Consider the following 18103-nt stretch of genomic DNA (forward strand, 5'->3'; position numbering starts at 1 on the left):
GCATAGCCATGGCTGAATTTACATTACCTGCCAACTCGGTGGTTAAAACAGGTAAAACGTGGGCAGCACCCGCTGGTGCAACCCGTGTTAAAAACTTCCGCATCTACCGTTACGATCCAGACAGCGGCGAAAACCCGCGCTGGGATACTTACCAAATCGACCTCGACCAATGCGGGCCGATGGTGTTGGATGCGCTGCTGAAGATCAAAAACGAAATCGACCCGTCGTTGACCTTCCGCCGCTCTTGCCGTGAAGGGATTTGCGGTTCCTGCTCAATGAACATCGGCGGGACTAACACGCTGGCGTGCATCAAGGCGATTGATGCGTTTGACGGCGATGTCCAGATCAGCCCACTGCCGCACATGGAAGTGGTGAAAGATTTGGTTCCTGACCTGACGCATTTCTACGCGCAGTACGCTTCCATCAAGCCGTGGATGCAGACCCAAACGCCTGCCCCACCTGACCGCGAACACCTGCAATCGCCGGAAGACCGCAAGAAATTGGATGGCTTGTACGAGTGTATCCTGTGCGCCAGTTGCTCCACTTCTTGCCCAAGCTACTGGTGGAACAGCGACCGTTACTTGGGGCCCGCAGTGCTGTTGCAAGCCTACCGCTGGGTGGTGGATAGCCGTGATGAAGCGACCGGCGACCGCCTCGATAACCTCGAAGACCCGTTCCGCCTGTACCGTTGCCATACGATCATGAACTGCACCAACACTTGCCCTAAGGGTTTGAACCCTGCCAAGGCAATTGCCGAGCTGAAGAAAAAAATGATCGAACGGCGGTAAAGGTGGGGTATGAGTGAATTATCCCGCGTAAAAATGCGCTGCCGTCGCGGCATGAAGGAATTGGATGTGGTTTTCGGGCGCTACCTGCAAAACCACTACCCAACTGCCGGGGACGATGAGAAGCAGTACTTGGAGGAATTGCTTGACTTGCAAGACCCCCTACTGTTCGGCATGGTTCTTGGCATTGACCCCGTGCCGTTGCAGTATGAAAGCCTGATCGTCAAATTAAGGCAGGCGCATGACTGACCCGCAATTTGAAGAGCGGATGGTACGCCTGCGCTGGGCGTGCCGCCGCACCTTACAAATGCTTGACCGCCCGCTGGGCACGTTCCTGAAAGATTGTTACAGCACCTTGGATATGGGCGAACAGTTTGCTTTCGAGCGCCTGTTGAACTCACGGGATCAGGACATTCTGGATTGGTTAATCGGCAACCGCCAATCCAATGACGCTAAAGTCCGCGCTATTATCGAAAAAATACGCACACATAACGACAAGACCGCAGGAGGAACCCACAATGCATGAGCTACATGACTTAAACCCTAAGGCCGCTTACGCTTGGTTGCAAGAAAATCCGAACAGCGCCCTGATCGACATCCGCTCATCCATGGAATACCTGTTTGTCGGTCATCCCGTCGGCTCAACGCACATTGCGTGGATCGACGAACCGGATTGGGAAGTCAACCCAACGTTCGTTGCTGAAGTCCAACGCCTGCTGGAAGGCCGTTTCAAGCACGTTGATGCGCACAAAGAGGCATCCGTCATCCTCATCTGCCGTAGCGGCAAACGTTCACGGGAAGCAGCCGCAGCGCTGTTAGAGGCCGGTTTCCAAAAAGTCATGCACGTTGATGAAGGCTTTGAAGGCGAACGTGACGAACACCATCACCGGGGTACACTCGGCGGCTGGCGCTTTCATGGGCTGCCGTGGGAACAATGCTAATCTGTTGAAAAATGCCGGTCGGTAAAAAATTTCACCGTTAATTCTAGGGTTTTATTTTCATGATCCCCTTTGGTTGTAATTCAAGGTGTTGCATACTATAGAAAGTGTGTTCAGTGACTCACACGACACTTACCCAACCAAAGGAGTTCCTCCGTATGAAGATGAAATCATTAATCGTACTGCTGTTAGCAGGTATTTGGGGCGTCGGTAGCTGGTGGTGGTACACCTGCAAAATTAAAGGATTCTGCGGTGCTGATACGACCGCTGCCCAAATTGCCACTGGCACTGCCGCAGCAGGTATTTCTGGACTAGCAAATACCGCAGGCGATACTGATAAAGCTGCTGCTGACGCTGCCGCAAAAGCAAAGGCTGATGCCGATAAAGCCGCTGCTGACGCCGCCCAAGCCAAAGCCGATGCTGATAAAGCTGCCGCTGATGCTGCCGCACAAGCCAAAGCCGACGCCGATAAAGCTGCTGCTGATGCCCAAGCTAAAGCAGATGCTGATAAAGCTGCCGCCGAACAAGCCAAAGCCGACGCTGATAAAGTCACTATAGAAACCACTGCAAGCACCAACGGTGCTGACATCGGCCCTGCTACCCTGCACTTCCCCACTGGCTCCGCCAACCCCCAATTGGCTGACAGCACCAAAGCCTATTTCGAGAAAGTTTCTAAATTCCTCAAAGACAATGGCACGGCGAAAGTCACCATCGTTGGGCACACTGACAACAAAGGGGATGCCGCCAAGAATAAAGCACTCGGTTTAAAACGCGCAGAAATGCTCCAGCAAATCCTAGTCAAACTGGGCGCACCGAAAGACCGCGTTGCTGCCGCCTCCGAGGGTGCTGACAAACCGATTGCGGATAATGGCAGCGAAGAAGGCCGGAAGAAAAACCGCCGTGTAGAAATCACCCCAGTAAAATAACCTGATTGGAGTTGAACCATGTTTAAAGATATTACCAGCCGTGTAAGTGATGCGAGCAACGCCAGTCTGGAAGTCATCATTATGTTGGCAGTCGCGTTTCTGTTGGGCTTCCTGTTTTGTTACTTCCGCAACAAAAGCCAAGAGGACTAAGCAATGAACCACACGCCTGATTACACCTTTGGCATTGCCAGTTGGGAAATCATCATCCTGTTGGCACTGGCCTTCCTGCTTGGCATGTTGTTGTGCTGGCTGTTACGCAAAATGGGCATCTGCTGTGGCGGCGGAAGCGCGGCATACGACCACGAAGCTGATGGTGCGAAAGCTGGTGGTTACACGGCTGACATGAACAGCCTGTTGCGCAGCCGCGAAACACCAGACAATGCATCCGCTTCCCGCTCAGTATTCGGTGGTGCAGCATCCGGTCTGACAAACACCGCAGGCGGGCTTGCTACGGCCGCAACTGGCCTTGCTGCCAGCCTTAGCGGTATTGCCAGCGGGCATAAAGATGACCTGAAAAAACTGGAAGGTATCGGCCCCAAAATTGAGCAATTGCTGAATACGGCGGGCATCCAGAACTTTGAACAACTGGCAGCACTCACGCCGGATGTCATCAAACCGATACTGGAAGCAGCGGGTGCGCAATTCAAGATGCACGACCCCAAAAGCTGGCCTTACCAAGCGGAACTTGCCGCTAAAGGCGAGTGGGAACGTCTGAAAGAATACCAAAACCTGTTGATCGGTGGCCAAGCAGAATAGCCATTCCCCTTAAAAAACCGGCATAACCCCTGCCGGTTTTTTTTAAGGACGAAACACACACTGCGCGTCAAGCGTAAGGACAAAGACCATGAACGTTACCGCCAATAATGCTTATACATTCGGTATGGCAACGTGGGAAATCATCATCCTGCTGTTGCTCGCTTTTTTTCTCGGCATGTTACTGTGCTGGCTACTACGTAAGATGGGCATCTGTTGCCCCACCGCTCAGACATCCCCTAACGATACGCTGCTGATAAACAAATCCCTATTCCCCCCCGTCAGCACGCCAAACGTAGCTCCACCAAAAGCGGCACTGCACGTTGCCCCCGCTGTAGACCTGCCGAAAGCGGAAATGCATATCCCGGACACTGACCTCCCCAAAGCGGGCTTAGTAACCGCAGGCATCGCTGCCTTGCTAGCAAAAATTGACCCGCACAAACTCATCATCGACCCGCCGGACGCCGACGACGTTGAGCTACCCGAAGTCAAGCTGCAAGTCCCAGAAGTTGAGCTGCCTGCGGTCGAAGTGGACACACCCGCCGTAGAACTGCCAACAGCAGAATTGCACGTACCCGACATGGAAGTTCCCAACGTTGACCTGCACGCCCCAGTATTGGACGTTCCTGCGGTTGAAGTAGATGCGCCTGAAGTGGAACTGCCTAAAGCCGAACTGCATATCCCGGACGTAGAAGTTCCTGCGGTTGAAGTAGATGCACCTGAAATGGAAGTACCGAAAACCGGATTTCATCTCCCGGACATTGACCTCCCCAAAGTAGGCTTAGTAACGGCAGGCATCGCTGCCTTGCTGGCAAAAGTTGACCCACACAAACTCATCATCGACCCGCCGGATGCAGGCGACGTTGAGCTGCCAGAAGTTAAGCTGCAAGCCCCAGAAGAGGAACTGCCGAAAGCCGAATTGGAAACACCTACTATCGCTCAATGGATAGCAGGCATCGACCCGCACAAACCTATCGTCGATCCGCCGGATATGGACGAACTTGAGCTGGAAGGCAGCCTTTTGGACACATGGTTCCACAAGGCCAAAGAATCGGTCGAGCAATTCGCTGAAAAGACCAGCCCCACCGCCAGTGAATGGCTGCACAAAGCCAAAGAATCGGTGGAACACCTGACTGAGCAAGCCTCCCCCACCGCCAGCGAATGGCTGCATAAAGCCAAAGACACGATGGAACATCTGACGGAAAAGGCAGGCCCCACAACCAGCGAATGGCTGAACAAAGCCAAGGACACGGTTGAACACTTGTCCGAAAAGGCAGGCCCCACGACCACTGACTGGCTGAACAAGGCCAAGGAATTAGGCAATGACCTCAGCACCAAAGGCGGTTCATTACTAAGCCCTGAAACACTGGCAAAAGGCAGCGCCACGCTGGCAGCACTGGCGGCGGGAACCAAAGAACTGGCAGAAAAGTTCACCAGCAACCCGCAACAACCGGAAAGCGAACCAGAAAAGGAAACGTCCAAAACGGATCAAACACCGCCACCGAAAAGTGACGAAACTTGACCCTAACGGCATCCCGCTAAACAAAACCGGCAGATAACGCCGGTTTTTTTATTTCTTAAACGCGCTGTATAAATATTGGATCATCGAAATCACGGTCAGCAAGGTAGCCGCCACCAGCGCCCCCAAACCGATTTCCCGCAGCGGTAAGCCCCACAAATCCTGATTGTATAGCAGGCAAATCAACGCCAGAATTTGTGCCGTGGTTTTGAGCTTACCAATGAAAGCTACCGCCACTTTGCCCCGATCCCCCACTTCCGCCATCCATTCGCGCAAAGCAGAAATCACAATTTCACGCCCGATAATGGTGGATGCCGACAGCGTAATCCAGATGTTCGCCTCACGTTCCACCAGCAAAATCATCGCTACTGCCACAATCAGCTTATCTGCCACCGGGTCAAGGAATGCGCCGAAGCGTGATTCTTGTTGCCACAACCTCGCCAGATAACCATCCGCCCAATCCGTTATCCCAGCAAAACCAAACACGCTCGCAGCCGCTAACGGCGCTACCGGCTCGTCCCAATAGAACAAAAATACCAACAACGGAATACACGCAATCCGCAGCCATGTCAGTAATACTGGCAGGTTGTACACCATATCAACTCACATCCCCGTTAAAGAAATCATAAATCCGGCGTGCCAGTTCGGGGCTAATACCCGACACTTTTGCCAGCTCCTCCGCACTCGCGCGTTCGATTGCCCGCAGCCCACCAAACTGCTTGAGCAACACTTGCCGACGTTTCGGCCCCAGCCCTTCGATCTGTTCCAGCGGCGATTGGGTTCGTGCCTTTTGCCGCCGCGCCCGATGCCCCGTGATGGCAAAGCGGTGCGCCTCATCCCGGATTTGCTGGATCAAATGCAAGGCTTTGGAATGCTCCGGCAGCGACAGCCGCCCACTGCCCTGCTCAATGATCAGCGTTTCCAGCCCCGGCTTGCGGCCTTCGCCTTTGGCAACACCCACCACTTCCACTCCGGCAACCTGCAATTCGCGCAACACATCCAAGGCTTGCGTGACCTGCCCTTTACCGCCATCAATGAACAGAATATCAGGAAGTTTGCCTTCATTCGCGGTCGCCCGACGAAAACGCCGCGTCAATGCCTGATGCATCGCGGCGTAATCATCCCCCGCTTGGATACCGTCGATATTGTACCGCCTATACTCGGATTTTGCTGGCCCATTCCTATCGAATACGACGCAAGACGCGACGGTTGCCTCACCCATCGTGTGGCTAATGTCGAAACACTCCATGCGGGTGGGCGGGCTTGGCAAACCTAACACTTCCTGCAAAGCCGTCAAGCGCTGCTGCACCCCGGCTTTGGAGAGCAATTGCATTTGCAAGGCTTGCTCGGCATTACGCTCTGCCATGTCCACCCATTTGGTGCGTTCGCCACGCTGCGGTTGGCGGATCACCACTTTGCGCCCTTGCTTGAGGGTGAGCATGTCGGCAAGCACTTCCGGTTCGTCGGGCATTTCCGACACCAGAATTTCCCCCGGCACGTCGTGGTTCAAATAGTATTGCGCCAGAAACGAGCCAAGCACTTCCGCGCTGCCTACTTCGCTATCCGGCAAGCTGGGAAAAAAGTTACGGTTGCCGAGGTTATTGCCGTTGCGCACGGTGAATACTTGCACGCTAGCAATCCCAGAATCGACGTGGATCGCCACCACATCGACATTGCCGCTGCTACCGCTGACGTATTGCTGCTGGGAAATGTGCCGCAAGCTCTCGATCAGGTCACGGTGTTCCGCTGCCTTCTCGAAGTTGAGGGTCATGGCGGCAGCTTCCATTTTCTGCACTAATTCGTCAATCGCCTCTTGGGTACGGCCTTGCAGGAATTGGATGGCGTGGTGGATGCTGCTGGCATACTCCTGCTTGCTGATCAGCCCCACGCACGGGGCGCTGCAACGCTTGATCTGGTATTCCAAACAGGGGCGCGAACGGTTACTGAAATAACTGTCTTCGCATTGCCGCGCCTTGAATAGCTTTTTCATCAAGTTCAGGGTTTGGCTGAGCGCACCGGAACTCGGATACGGCCCGAAATATTGCCCCGGCTCCTTGCGCGAACCGCGATAAAACTGGATGCGCGGGAATTCCTGTTTGGTGGAAATGTAGATGTAAGGGTAGCCCTTGCCGTCTTTGAGGCGGATGTTGTAGTGCGGCGAATGCTGCTTGATCAGGTTGCTTTCCAGCAGCAAGGCTTCGGCTTCAGTACTGGTGATGGCAATTTCCACATTGCAGATTTGCTTGACCATCGCAAAGATGCGCGAATTGGTAATGGTTCCCCGGAAATAGTTCGACAGGCGGTTTTTCAGGTCTTTAGCCTTGCCGACGTAGAGGATTTCGGCACTTTTACCCAGCATACGGTACACACCGGGCTTGTGTGGCACGGTTTTGAGGAAATCTTGGGGATCAAAGGTCGGGGTTTCGCTCTGCATCGGGGTATTTTGCCATAAAAACCATCCCGAAACTTCCCACAAACCACTATACTAACCATGTTCCTACATCAAAGGAGAACTTGCGATGCAAGTCGTCAATGTCCGGCAGCTTAAAGCCAACCCATCCGTTGCCCTGCGGGAAGCAAAACACGATCTCGTGATGGTCACAAACCGCGACAAACCCGACGCACTGCTGGTCAGCATGGAACAACTCGCAGGCATTCCCAACCTTGAGCAAGTACGCTTGGTCATGGGCATCAGCTTATTCCGCGACAAACTTCTTTCCATTGCCGCTGCTGCCAAAGTCGCCGGAAAATCGTTGGCTGAAATGCTCACGCTCGTTTCTGCGGCAGGCATCCCCGTCGTCGACTTTTCAACAGAAGAAGTCGAAACCGAAGCCGCCTTTGCGGAACGCTGGCTATCAGAACACACGCTTCCTGCTGAAGCTGCATGAGCGAAATGACCGTCATTGCGGATGCCAGCCCGCTGATTGCATTGGCACGTATCCGTCACTTGCACCTGCTACAAGCCTTGTTTGGCGAAGTGATGTTAACGGATGTGGTAGCGCAAGAAGTGCTATCCGGTGGTGACTTTGCCGATGCCGAACCCGTGCGGGCGGCTATCGGCATAGGTTGGCTGAAAGTCACGCCATACAACACCAGTGCCACAACACCAACGACCCTAACTGCGTATTTGGAAGGGCTAGACCCCGGCGAAACCAGCAGCATTTTCTGGGCAGCCGAACTACAACAGGCCGGAAAATCCCCGCTGTTGATCATGGATGAGGCCAAAGGCCGCGCTGTAGCACGTTCCTTAGCCTTGGAAGTGATGGGCAGCGCGGGCGTAATTGCCATCGCCAAACGTAGCGGCCTGATTCCACGAGCACGACCATTACTGGAAAGCTTACGCGCATCGGGCTATTACTTGTCACAAACGGTGATTGATGCGGCGTTAAAAATCGCCAAGGAATGAAGCCATGACCACACGTTTCCCACTCAACACCGAGAAAACCGCGCTGAGCCTTCTGGCGCTGATCAGTCTTGGCGTCATCCTGTTATTCATGGCTTTGGGGCAATACGCTGCTCCTTCTGCTGACGATTTCTGCATGGCGGAAGGCGTGCAACGCCAAGGGTTGTGGACGCATTTGGGGCGGCACTATCTGGAGTGGAGCGGGCGCTATTCCGGCAATGCGCTGTATGCCATTTACCCCGTGGTGTTTGGTTTGCTGGAAGGCTACAAATTCATTGCGCTGCTATTGCTGTTGTCACTGTTCACGGCGGCGGCGTTTTTCCTCTCGCGGCTATTGCATACGCGCATGAATGGCTGGGCGGTATGCGTCGCGGCGCTGATGTTTGTCGCCGTGTATGTGCTGGGGATGCGCAGCCCTGCCAGCAGTTTGTATTGGATGGCGGGATCATTGTCCTACCAGTCGGCGAATATTTTGTTGCTACTGCTGGCGGGTTTGATGTTCCAACTGAGTGAGCGGCAGCGCGAAGGGCAGAAAATTACCGCTCCCCTCATCGCGCTGACGGGCGTATTGGTGCTGGCTATCGGCGCGAATGAAACGGGTATGCTGATGGCTTTCGTGGCAACCAGCGTGATGCTGCTGGCAAGACTGCGGCAGGGTTGGCTGATAGCATTGCCGTGGCTACTGCTGTTTTTGGTGGCGCTGGTTTGCAGTGCCATTGTTTTCGGTGCGCCGGGAAATGCGGTGCGCGAAGCCACCTTCCCGTTACGTCATGATCTGATGCGCTCGTTGGCGGGCAGCTTTGCAATGGGGCTGTGGACACTCACGGCTTGGCTGCAAAACCCGGTGTTTATCGTGGCGACGGTGCTGACCCCGTTCATGACCGCGCTGTTGTGCCGTAACCCGGCGCGGCAATTTCACCCCAATAAACGGCAATTATCCGCACTGCTGGTGGCGACGTTGCTGTTGCCGTTTCTGCTGGAATTTCCGGCGTGGTGGGCAATGGGCGGCTGGCCTCCGCCACGCACGGTGGATGCGATTTACTTCGTGTTCCTATGTGGCTGGTTGTTCACGGTGGGGGCAATCACGCTGCATTTCATGCCGGATGTGTGGCGGGAAAATGGCTTGAATGCGCAACCACGGGCGCTTACTGTTTTCCTCATCACGGCAGTGCTGTTTGGGTTGGCGGTATTCACCAACGGCAAGTTCCAGCGGGCGCAACTGGACTGGCGGGAAACTGCACCTGCATTCGATGCCTATATGCAGCAGCGTTACGCGATGATTGATGACGCGCTCAACCACGGGCAGCAAACCTTGAGCGTGCCGGATTTTGGGCGCGAATACCCGCGTTCAGTGTATTTCAACGACATCCTGCCGATGCCGTATGACTGGCGCAATGTCTGTTATGCGCAATATTTTGGCTTGCAAAGCATCCAGCGCCATGTGGAACGCCAAGCCCGATGAATGCGCCGCCCCGCCCCGGCCTGTTATCCATCGCCGTGCCGTGCTTCAACGAACAGCACAGCATCCAGCCGTTTATTGCTGCCATCACCCCGGTGCTGGAGGCGCTTGGTCGTAGGTATGAAATCGTGTTCGTCGATGATGGCAGCACCGATAACACCTTGCCGCTGCTGGTGGCGCTTGCCAGCACTCATGCGCACATTAAAGTCATCAGCCTGACGCGCAATTTCGGCAAGGAAGCGGCGCTGACGGCGGCACTCGATTTTGTCAGCGGCGCGGCGGTCATCCCGATGGATGTGGACTTGCAAGACCCGGTGGAACTGATCGCGCCGATGGTGGCGAAATGGCAAGCGGGCGCGGATGTGGTACTGGCGCACCGCCAATCGCGCCCCAATGATGCGGTGGTGAAACGCTGGGCAGCGCGGCTGTTTTACCGGCTGATTTCCAAACTCAGCGCCATTCCGATTCCTGAAAACGTTGGCGATTTCCGCCTAATGGATCGCAAAGTCGTGGATTGCGTGCGGCAATTGCCGGAGAAAACCCGCTTCATGAAAGGCATCCTCGCGTGGCCCGGTTTCCAAACCGAAACCATCGAATTTACCCGCCCCCCACGGCAAGCGGGTAGCAGCAAATGGCCTTTGTGGAAACTGTTTAACTATGCCCTCGACGGAATTTTCTCGTTTTCCACCGCACCCTTACGGGTATGGACGTATATTGGATCGGCATTATCCTTTTTTTCGCTGGGCTACTTTCTGTGGGTGGTGGTCAAGACGCTGGTGTTGGGGATTGATGTTCCCGGTTATGCCTCCACACTTGCCGTGATCCTGTTCTTTAATGGCATCATCCTGATCGGGCTGGGGATTTTGGGGGAGTATTTGGGGCGGGTGTTTATTGAGGTTAAGGGGAGGCCGATTTATTTGGTGCGGTCGAAAGTGGGGTTTGGAAATAAGGATTGATAACCATATTTCCCCAAAGGAATACGACCGAAACAACTTTATGTAGGAGCTTGCCCAGCAAGCGATCGCCAGCAAGGCTGGCTCCTACAAATGGGAAATTTATTTCGGGACGGCTCTTAATTCACTTCCCCGCCAATTCCGCACGCAATTGCGCTAACACTGGCGCAGTATCAGGACGCACCCCGCGCCAGATAAAGAACGCTTCTGCCGCTTGCTCGACTAACATCCCCAAACCATCCAGCGCGTAGGCTGCACCTTGCGCCTTGCCCCATTCGACGAAGGCGGTAGGTTTTGCGCCGTACATCATGTCGTAAGTGCTGCCCCCCGTTGCCAAACAGTTGGGCGGAAGTGGCGGCAATTCCCCCTGCAAGCTGGCAGCCGTACCATTGATAATGAGGTCAAACTGCCCGGTAATATCCGCAAAACCCCCGCCCGTAACTGCACCGAATTCGGCGAAATCTTGCGCTAATTCCAATGCCTTCGCTGCCGTGCGATTAGCGATGAACAGGCTGGCAGGTTGCGCTTCCAAGATGGGTTGCAATACCCCGCGTACCGCGCCACCCGCACCCAACAGCAAAATGCGTTTACCCTGCAAAGCAAGCCCGTGGTTTTGCTGCAAATCCCGCACGATACCGATGCCGTCGGTGTTTGAACCGACCATCGTGCCATCGTCGCGGAATGCCAGTGTGTTCACCGCTTTAGCGCGGGCAGCGTAATCGCTGAGTTCATCTGCCAGTTCCCACGCTTCTTGTTTGAAGGGCACGGTGATATTGCAGCCTTTGCCGCCCGCCACGAGGAATATCATCACGTCTTGCGCGAATTCTTCCTCCTCAGACCGCAAGGCAGAATATTCCACCGCCTCACCCGTCTGGAGGGCAAACAGGGTGTGGATGCGCGGTGATTTGCTGTGGGCAATGGGGTTGCCGAAGACGGCGTAGCGGTCAGTCATGTTGTCATCCGTTTACTTAATCAGGCGGAAATATATCACACAAGCTGGGTTATAATACCCGCCTCCCCACAACACCAAGAACAAGGCATTACCGTGAAAAAACTTGCGCTCTTCTTTATTGCCCTGCTCCTGCTTGGTTGCCAAAAGGAATTGACCAACCAGCAGAAAAAACTTCAAGCCAAACTGCCACCCGATGCCGAATTCAGCGCTGATGGCACATTGCTCGCGCAAGGCCGTGTGGTGCATGTCGCGGATGGCGATACCCTGACCGTGCTTGCCAGCAACCAACAGGAATTCAAAATCCGCTTGCAAGGCATTGATTCCCCCGAACGTGGACAACCCTTCGGCAAGCAATGCAAACAGCAACTCATTGGCATGGCAGCCAACCAAACGGCAAGCGTGGAAGCCTACAAACAGGACAAATACGGGCGCGTGGTCGCCAAAGTCAGCGTCAATGGCAAAGATGTGGGGCTGGAACAATTACGGGCGGGTTGCGCTTGGCATTACACCGCTTACGCCAAGGAACAAAGCCCATCTGACCGCAGTGCTTATGCCACCGCCGAACAACAAGCTCGCGCATCCAACATCGGGCTATGGCAAGACCCATCGCCGGTCGCACCGTGGGATTACCGTCATGCAAAATAACCGTTTATTCCTTTCATCCTGCAAGTTTGCCGGTTCCCGCCTATGCTTGTTAGCAAAGCTATTGCGATAAAGAGAATAACATCATGGAAGAAAAATCCTCGCTACCACTGGTTCTGGCAGGCCCGATCTTGCGGCGGGTCACAGACCAAAGCGTTACTGTATGGCTGGCAAGCAGCCAACCCCTATCCTTAACACTGCGCGTCTACGATTCAAACGGGGAGCAAGTCGGTTGTTCTATTCCCCCTGATTCACCAGACCCACGCATTATGGAGCCGCCTAAATCACGCCAACACATGGTTTCATTGGGGGATAACCTCCATATCACGCTATTGGAAGCCCGCTCCGATCGCGGGGGGGACAACCCGTTCCCCTGCGGCAAATTACTGACCTACAGCCTGTTTAACGATGACGGGCAAGAATTGCCTGAAATAGCCGACGTATGCCTTGCGGGGGAAAGCCGCCCCGGTTTTTACATCGCCAACGAATTGCGGATGCTGGCGTATGGCTCTTGCCGCAAACCGCACGGCCCCTCTTTCGATGACCAAGAAAATATCCAGCAGAAAGACTCCCTTGCCCTGCTCGCCGAACACTTGGCAGAGAATGTACACACGCTGGATAATCGCCCCTCCCACCTGTTTTTGGTCGGCGACCAAATTTACGCGGATGAAATCATCGAACCCGTGATGGATTACCTGCAAAAACTCGCGGTACAATTAATCGGCAAAGACATTGCCCTACCCTGCGGCGCAAAACCGGGCAAGCTTTCATCGGAAGAACGCACGCAATTAAAGAAAGACTGTGGGTTAACGTCTGACTGCACTGACATGCATTTGATTGGCTTTGGCGAATTCGCCGCCATGTATTTGCTGATGTTGGGCAACCGCATCAACTTCACTGTCCCGGATAATGCCCCGGACACGCCAGCAATACAAAGCCTGCGCCATTTCCTTGCTAGCCAACCGCAAGTGCGCAAAACCTTTGCCAATATCCCCACTTACATGATGTTCGATGACCACGATGTCACCGATGACTGGAATTTGAACCGCAGTTGGTACAATCAGGTACACAGCAGCATTTCGGGAAGCCGCGTGGTTTCAAATGCCCTCGCCGCCCTGTGGGCATTCCAAGCTTGGGGCAATGAACCGGCACACTTCCCGCAGGATTTTATCGACACCATCCAAGAACACCTGATCGTGCCTGAGCGGGCAGATGCCGCTAAACATTACGACTTTACCCTACGCCAATTCCACCACTGGAGTTTTATCCTGCCCACCACGCCGCCGATCTTCGTGTTGGATTGCCGCACCCAGCGTGATTTTGGGACATTCAATTCCCCACCCAAACTCCTCGACCGCTACGCAATGGATGCCTTGCATGAAGCGTGGTTCAAACTGAAAGCACAAAGCAACCAAGATACGACTGTCCCGATTTTCATTACCGGAACGCCCGTCTTCGGCTTTTCTGTCATTGAAGGCGTGCAGCAATTTGCCTACCGCATGGGATTCCTGTTCGGCGTTTCCAGCGGAATGCTCAGCCCCAGCCGTTTGGACATTGAAAGCTGGATCGCCAATGGGCAAGGGTTTTCCACTTTCCTCAATACCATCCGCCGGGGTCTGGGGTATAAGAAAGCCACCTTCATCGCCGGGGATGTGCATTATTCCTTCGCCAACCACGCCACTTACACTTGTCAGACCGAACCTGAACCCCTGCACCTTGAATGCCTGCAACTGACCAGCAGTGCCTTGCGCAATACCCCGGAAACAGGCCGCGCCTTGGAAACTTTCCTTGCCAATGACATAACCAAGGTACGGCGCGGGCATAGCAAACTGGAAAGCTTGCAGTGGTGGTATCGCATTTTCTTCTGGCGTTTCCTGAAAAAGGATACGTGGAAAATCGAAGTCACTGGCATCCCCGGCAAAGCACAGCACCCGCGCCCCAAGCCGACCTTCAAAGCGTGGTGGGAACCGATGGTCGCGGCGTTGTTGAATACCACGTGGCAATGGCTGGAAAAGCGTGATGGCAAACCCCGTACTGACCCCAACACCTATTGGATTACCTGCCGCCCGAATGTCGGCTTGGTGTATTTACAAAATGGGGAAGTCACCAAACAGGTGTTATTGTCCGGCGATGGGCGGGACAATACGCTGACGTATGAGATCGGCAAGCAAGCCTGAGTTACAGCACGGGCATCTTGGCCTTTTCCCCCGCCACTTCCCGCACCAGCTTTGGCACAAGGAACCCCGGCAGGCGTTTGCGCAGTGTTTCCAGCAAACGTACTGCCTCGGTTTCCGCCACTTCAAAATGTGCCGCACCTGCCACACGGTCGAGCAGGTGCAAGTAATACGGCATGACGCCGTGCGCAAACAGGCTTTCGCTCAAGTCCGCTTGCGCCTGCACGCTGTCATTTACCCCACGCAACAATACCGCTTGGTTGAACAGCGTCACACCCGCTGCCCGTAAAGCTGCGAGTGCTTGGCGCACATCATCCGCATCCAACTCCTGCGCGTGGTTGGCGTGGATCACCATTACCGTTTGCTGCGGAATTTCGTGCAGTAATTGCAGGAAACTGGCATCAATCCGCGACGGCAACACCACCGGCAAACGGGAATGGAAACGCACCCGCGTAACCTGCGGCATGTCACGTAACTGCCGAAACAACACCGCCAGCCGCTCATCCGCCAAAGTCAGCGGATCACCGCCGCTCAGGATCACTTCGCGCACATCCGGGTTAGCGCGGATATAAGCCAACGCCCCTTCCCATTCCGCTTTCACCGGGTTCGACTCGCTGTAGGGAAAATGCCGCCGGAAGCAATAACGGCAATGCACCGCACACGCCCCTGTCGTTACCAGCAGCACGCGCCCATGGTACTTATGCAGTACCCCATCCGCCACCACCGAATGTTGGTCGCCGACCGGATCTTGGTTAAAACCTTCCACCACTTGCAATTCATCATCCAACGGCAATACTTGGCGTAGCAGCGGATCGTGACAATCGCCTTTTTTCATGCGGGCAATATAACTGTGGGGAGCTAAAAGGCGGAATTGTTGGGCGGCTTTGGAGCTAGTATTTCCATCCGGCAAATCCAGCAGGCGCAGCAACGCTTGCGGGTCACGCACAGCCGCCGCCAGTTCACGTTGCCACAACGCCACTTTGCTTGCTGTCACTGACGCGCCATCCGCTCCTGCGTGGTCAGCGCAATCTTATTACGCAGATAAACGGGTTGTGCGTCTTCTGGCGCACCTGCCCTACCTGCTTGCCACTCGGCAATTGCTAACGGCAGCATAAATTCGGCGGCGGGTAAGGAATCCACATCCACCCCATCCAGCTTCCCTGCAAACCGCGTTTGCAAGGCATCGGCATACGCTGACCAACCGTGCCCAACCGCAAACCAATTGCCTACGTCCGGCACGGGGGCATTTTCCGGGGCGCACACTTGCTCTTCCCCCTGCAATTGCATCAAGCCGTCTTGCAAGGCATATTGCCCCCAATAAATCTCTTTCATCCGCGCATCCAACGCCGCCAGCACTTGGGTCGCCCCGCGCTGCATGTAGGCTTGCTGCGCCAATGCCGCCAGCGTGGAAATCGGGATTACCGGCTTATCAGCAGCCATTGCCAGACCTTGCGCCACGCCCACGCCAATACGGATGCCGGTAAATGCCCCCGGCCCACGCCCGACCACTACTGCATCCACCTCTTGCAGACGCAGGCCAGCCGTAGACAGCACCTTTTCCACCATCGGTAAAATCAGTTGGGTATGCGCACGCGGGGTCAGTTCAAATTCGCTGAAAACCGCACCATCGGCATAAACGGCGGCGGAACAACTTTCCGTAGAAGTATCAAGTGCTAGCAGTTTCATTCAAATTCCCGGCAAAAAACCGTTCCACAATCTCTAATTTCTGGGTGCGCGGCATACGCGGCAGGCTGTCGAGGAATATCTTACCGTAGCTGCGGGTACGCAAACGGATGTCGCAAATCATCAGCACCCCACGATCCTGCTGGTCACGGATCAAGCGCCCGACGCCCTGTTTCAGCGTAATCACCGCCTGCGGAATCTGGTACTCGGCAAACGGGTTGCCACCGCGCTGACGGATGCTATCCAGCCGCGCTTCCATCACCGGATCATTCGGCGCGGCAAACGGCAGCTTGTCGATGATGACGCAACTTAAGGCTTCACCGCGCACATCCACGCCTTCCCAGAAACTCGCCGTCCCCAACAGTACCGCATTACCCAATTCACGGAACCTGTCGATCATGTCACGCGGCGGCAATTCGCCTTGGATCAGCAATGGGAAATCAATGCTGTCTTGCAACAATTCCGCCGCTTCATTCAACGCACGGTAACTGGTGAACAGCATGAACGTGCGCCCACCACAGGCATTAATCACCGGAATCGCCGCCTCGACCAACGCACTCACAAAATCCCGATCCTGCGGCTCCGGCAATCCGGCAGGCAAGTACAGTAGCGAGTTGTGCCAGTAATCAAACGGGCTATCGAGTTGCAGGGTGGTCACATCTTCCAAGCCCATGCGCTTATTGAAATGATCAAATGATGGCCCCACCGCCAACGTTGCAGAAGTCATTATCCAACTGCAAGGCAATTCCGCCATACACTTCTTGAAAGGCACGGCGACATCCAGCGGTGTACTGGTCAGGGCAAAACCACGGGTAAAGGTTTCAAACCACTGCACCGTGTCGGGCGGCGGGTTTTGCAAACGCTGCAAACACGCCTGTTGTTCCAGCAAGCGCACATGACTTGCCTGCAAACCTTTGCTACGCTCAGCGGCGTGTTCGAGCAAAGCTGCCAGCGTATCCATGCTATCGGTCAGGGTTTGCAGGTGCTCAATAATCGCGGGCTTATTGCGGATGCGCAGCCACGGGGCGCGTTGCCCAGGTGTGTCCATCGCCAAGCGCAAATCCAACACTGCTTTTTCCAGCACATCCAATTCATCACGCAAGTTTGGCATATCGGAAGCACTTGCCAGCACTTCCAGCAGGGTATCGCGTTTCCAATCCTGCAATTTGCGGCTGCTGAAGGTATCGCTGAAAAAGCTGGAGGCAATTTCCGGCAACTGATGCGCTTCGTCCAACACCACCACCGCCGCCAGTGGCAGCAATTCACCGAAGCCCTCCTCCTTGATGGCGAGGTCGGCGAAAAACAGGTGGTGGTTAACCACGACAATATCCGCTTCCTGCGCAGCGCGGCGGGCTTTGACCACGAAACAGTCTTGGTAATCGGGGCATTCCGCACCGATGCAGTTTTCGGTGGTGGAGGTGACGCGCAGCCAAATGTCGGCATCACGCGGCACAGCGGAAAGCTCCGACACATCGCCAGTGCGGGTCAACCCCGACCAATCACCAATGCGGCGCAACCACACCACACTTTTCTTGTCGGGCAAACGGCCTTCCGACTGGGTGATTTTCATGCGGTGCAGGCACAAGTAATTGGCACGGCCTTTGAGCAGGGCGGTTTTCACCCCACTCTTGAGCGCCTTACGCACCACCGGCAAATCTTTGTGATAAAGCTGGTCTTGCAGGGTTTTACTGCCCGTCGAGACGATCACGCGCTCATTGCACAGCAACGCAGGGGCAAGGTAAGCAAAAGTCTTACCCACACCAGTCCCCGCCTCAATCACGGCAGTCGCCTGCGTCTGTAGGGTTTCCAACACCGCCTGCAACATCGCTTGCTGCTGGGGACGCGGCTGAAAACCGTCGATCAGTTGCGCGAAAGGGCCAGATTCGCCTAGCAAATCCAGCATTGGCAATTCTGGC

The 18103-nt window shown here is 54.9% G+C and carries 20 protein-coding genes; 14 read left to right on the plus strand and 6 right to left on the minus strand.

What is annotated here, in order from left to right; translation table 11 throughout:
- Positions 1 to 8: 8 nt before the first annotated feature.
- The 8 genes from PHE17_RS14725 to PHE17_RS14760 all read left to right on the plus strand — a co-directional run bounded on the left by PHE17_RS14725 (position 9) and on the right by PHE17_RS14760 (position 4924).
- Positions 9 to 788 (plus strand): succinate dehydrogenase iron-sulfur subunit, encoded by a 780-nt coding sequence (locus PHE17_RS14725; RefSeq protein ID WP_301016653.1) that lies wholly within the window; start codon positions 9 to 11, stop codon positions 786 to 788.
- A gap of 9 nt (positions 789 to 797) precedes the next feature.
- Positions 798 to 1034, plus strand: coding sequence for a succinate dehydrogenase assembly factor 2 (locus PHE17_RS14730; protein ID WP_301016654.1), 237 nt, complete (start codon positions 798 to 800; stop codon positions 1032 to 1034).
- Complete coding sequence (locus PHE17_RS14735) at positions 1027 to 1311, plus strand: succinate dehydrogenase assembly factor 2 (RefSeq protein ID WP_301016655.1); 285 nt, start codon at positions 1027 to 1029, stop codon at positions 1309 to 1311. Before PHE17_RS14730 ends, PHE17_RS14735 begins: the two co-directional genes overlap by 8 nt.
- Positions 1304 to 1726 (plus strand): rhodanese-like domain-containing protein, encoded by a 423-nt coding sequence (locus tag PHE17_RS14740; protein WP_301016656.1) that lies wholly within the window; start codon positions 1304 to 1306, stop codon positions 1724 to 1726. The genes PHE17_RS14735 and PHE17_RS14740 overlap by 8 nt, the downstream gene beginning before the upstream one ends.
- Before the next feature lie 155 nt (positions 1727 to 1881).
- Entirely contained in the window at positions 1882 to 2649 is a 768-nt protein-coding gene (locus PHE17_RS14745) for an OmpA family protein (RefSeq protein WP_301016657.1), read from the plus strand.
- 18 nt (positions 2650 to 2667) lie between these two features.
- A complete protein-coding gene (locus PHE17_RS14750; protein ID WP_301016658.1) occupies positions 2668 to 2799 on the plus strand; it encodes a hypothetical protein in 132 nt (43 codons plus the stop codon).
- Positions 2800 to 2802: 3 nt separating this feature from the next.
- The gene (locus PHE17_RS14755; RefSeq protein ID WP_301016659.1) at positions 2803 to 3405 is read left to right on the plus strand and encodes a hypothetical protein; all 603 of its coding nucleotides are present in this window, start codon (positions 2803 to 2805) and stop codon (positions 3403 to 3405) included.
- A gap of 88 nt (positions 3406 to 3493) precedes the next feature.
- Positions 3494 to 4924 (plus strand): hypothetical protein, encoded by a 1431-nt coding sequence (locus PHE17_RS14760; protein WP_301016660.1) that lies wholly within the window; start codon positions 3494 to 3496, stop codon positions 4922 to 4924.
- A gap of 48 nt (positions 4925 to 4972) precedes the next feature.
- Here the strand turns inward: PHE17_RS14760 and pgsA are convergent, their stop codons facing one another.
- Positions 4973 to 5518, minus strand: a complete 546-nt coding sequence (pgsA, locus tag PHE17_RS14765; protein ID WP_301016661.1) for a CDP-diacylglycerol--glycerol-3-phosphate 3-phosphatidyltransferase — start codon at positions 5516 to 5518, stop codon at positions 4973 to 4975.
- Position 5519: 1 nt separating this feature from the next.
- Entirely contained in the window at positions 5520 to 7355 is a 1836-nt protein-coding gene (gene uvrC / locus PHE17_RS14770) for an excinuclease ABC subunit UvrC (protein ID WP_301016662.1), read from the minus strand.
- A gap of 85 nt (positions 7356 to 7440) precedes the next feature.
- Between uvrC and PHE17_RS14775 the strand changes: the two genes are divergently transcribed.
- The 4 genes from PHE17_RS14775 to PHE17_RS14790 are packed head-to-tail and all read left to right on the plus strand — an operon-like array spanning position 7441 to position 10739.
- Positions 7441 to 7809, plus strand: a complete 369-nt coding sequence (locus PHE17_RS14775; RefSeq protein ID WP_301016663.1) for a UPF0175 family protein — start codon at positions 7441 to 7443, stop codon at positions 7807 to 7809.
- Positions 7806 to 8327 (plus strand): DUF3368 domain-containing protein, encoded by a 522-nt coding sequence (locus PHE17_RS14780; RefSeq protein ID WP_301016664.1) that lies wholly within the window; start codon positions 7806 to 7808, stop codon positions 8325 to 8327. Before PHE17_RS14775 ends, PHE17_RS14780 begins: the two co-directional genes overlap by 4 nt.
- Positions 8328 to 8331: 4 nt before the next feature.
- On the plus strand, positions 8332 to 9786 hold the full coding sequence (locus tag PHE17_RS14785) for a DUF6056 family protein (protein ID WP_301016665.1): 1455 nt from the start codon (positions 8332 to 8334) through the stop codon (positions 9784 to 9786).
- Complete coding sequence (locus tag PHE17_RS14790; RefSeq protein WP_301016666.1) at positions 9783 to 10739, plus strand: glycosyltransferase family 2 protein; 957 nt, start codon at positions 9783 to 9785, stop codon at positions 10737 to 10739. The genes PHE17_RS14785 and PHE17_RS14790 overlap by 4 nt, the downstream gene beginning before the upstream one ends.
- Positions 10740 to 10860: 121 nt before the next feature.
- Here the strand turns inward: PHE17_RS14790 and aroE are convergent, their stop codons facing one another.
- Complete coding sequence (gene aroE, locus PHE17_RS14795; protein ID WP_301016667.1) at positions 10861 to 11688, minus strand: shikimate dehydrogenase; 828 nt, start codon at positions 11686 to 11688, stop codon at positions 10861 to 10863.
- 93 nt (positions 11689 to 11781) lie between these two features.
- On the opposite strand from aroE, the gene PHE17_RS14800 reads away from it, so the two are divergent.
- Positions 11782 to 12333 (plus strand): thermonuclease family protein, encoded by a 552-nt coding sequence (locus PHE17_RS14800; protein WP_301016668.1) that lies wholly within the window; start codon positions 11782 to 11784, stop codon positions 12331 to 12333.
- Between the two features lie 83 nt (positions 12334 to 12416).
- Positions 12417 to 14507, plus strand: a complete 2091-nt coding sequence (locus PHE17_RS14805; RefSeq protein WP_301016669.1) for a hypothetical protein — start codon at positions 12417 to 12419, stop codon at positions 14505 to 14507.
- 1 nt (position 14508) lies between these two features.
- Here PHE17_RS14805 and epmB read toward each other — a convergent pair whose 3' ends face one another.
- Genes epmB through PHE17_RS14820 form a run of 3 tightly spaced genes read right to left on the minus strand, consistent with a single transcriptional unit; the run spans position 14509 to position 18090 of the window.
- Entirely contained in the window at positions 14509 to 15498 is a 990-nt protein-coding gene (epmB, locus tag PHE17_RS14810) for an EF-P beta-lysylation protein EpmB (protein ID WP_301016670.1), read from the minus strand.
- Entirely contained in the window at positions 15495 to 16190 is a 696-nt protein-coding gene (gene tsaB / locus PHE17_RS14815) for a tRNA (adenosine(37)-N6)-threonylcarbamoyltransferase complex dimerization subunit type 1 TsaB (protein ID WP_301016671.1), read from the minus strand. The genes epmB and tsaB overlap by 4 nt, the downstream gene beginning before the upstream one ends.
- Positions 16171 to 18090 carry an ATP-dependent DNA helicase gene (locus PHE17_RS14820; protein ID WP_301016672.1) on the minus strand — a complete coding sequence of 640 codons (1920 nt, stop codon included), beginning with the start codon at positions 18088 to 18090 and terminating at the stop codon, positions 16171 to 16173. Before PHE17_RS14820 ends, tsaB begins: the two co-directional genes overlap by 20 nt.
- Between the last annotated feature and the right edge of the window lie 13 nt (positions 18091 to 18103).

The sequence above is a fragment of the Thiothrix sp. genome (genome assembly GCF_028714775.1).
In the GTDB taxonomy this organism is placed as follows: domain Bacteria; phylum Pseudomonadota; class Gammaproteobacteria; order Thiotrichales; family Thiotrichaceae; genus Thiothrix.

Coding starts and splice junctions, on each gene's coding strand:
- PHE17_RS14790 (WP_301016666.1), top strand. CDS start 9,783: ATGAATGCGCCGCCCCGCCCCGGCCTGTTATCCATCGCCGTGCCGTGC.
- PHE17_RS14760 (WP_301016660.1), top strand. CDS start 3,494: ATGAACGTTACCGCCAATAATGCTTATACATTCGGTATGGCAACGTGG.
- PHE17_RS14745 (WP_301016657.1), top strand. CDS start 1,882: ATGAAGATGAAATCATTAATCGTACTGCTGTTAGCAGGTATTTGGGGC.
- PHE17_RS14740 (WP_301016656.1), top strand. CDS start 1,304: ATGCATGAGCTACATGACTTAAACCCTAAGGCCGCTTACGCTTGGTTG.
- tsaB (WP_301016671.1), bottom strand. CDS start 16,190: ATGAAACTGCTAGCACTTGATACTTCTACGGAAAGTTGTTCCGCCGCC.
- PHE17_RS14820 (WP_301016672.1), bottom strand. CDS start 18,090: ATGCTGGATTTGCTAGGCGAATCTGGCCCTTTCGCGCAACTGATCGAC.
- PHE17_RS14805 (WP_301016669.1), top strand. CDS start 12,417: ATGGAAGAAAAATCCTCGCTACCACTGGTTCTGGCAGGCCCGATCTTG.
- PHE17_RS14780 (WP_301016664.1), top strand. CDS start 7,806: ATGAGCGAAATGACCGTCATTGCGGATGCCAGCCCGCTGATTGCATTG.
- PHE17_RS14785 (WP_301016665.1), top strand. CDS start 8,332: ATGACCACACGTTTCCCACTCAACACCGAGAAAACCGCGCTGAGCCTT.
- pgsA (WP_301016661.1), bottom strand. CDS start 5,518: ATGGTGTACAACCTGCCAGTATTACTGACATGGCTGCGGATTGCGTGT.
- PHE17_RS14735 (WP_301016655.1), top strand. CDS start 1,027: ATGACTGACCCGCAATTTGAAGAGCGGATGGTACGCCTGCGCTGGGCG.
- PHE17_RS14755 (WP_301016659.1), top strand. CDS start 2,803: ATGAACCACACGCCTGATTACACCTTTGGCATTGCCAGTTGGGAAATC.
- uvrC (WP_301016662.1), bottom strand. CDS start 7,355: ATGCAGAGCGAAACCCCGACCTTTGATCCCCAAGATTTCCTCAAAACC.
- PHE17_RS14725 (WP_301016653.1), top strand. CDS start 9: ATGGCTGAATTTACATTACCTGCCAACTCGGTGGTTAAAACAGGTAAA.
- PHE17_RS14775 (WP_301016663.1), top strand. CDS start 7,441: ATGCAAGTCGTCAATGTCCGGCAGCTTAAAGCCAACCCATCCGTTGCC.
- PHE17_RS14730 (WP_301016654.1), top strand. CDS start 798: ATGAGTGAATTATCCCGCGTAAAAATGCGCTGCCGTCGCGGCATGAAG.
- PHE17_RS14750 (WP_301016658.1), top strand. CDS start 2,668: ATGTTTAAAGATATTACCAGCCGTGTAAGTGATGCGAGCAACGCCAGT.
- aroE (WP_301016667.1), bottom strand. CDS start 11,688: ATGACTGACCGCTACGCCGTCTTCGGCAACCCCATTGCCCACAGCAAA.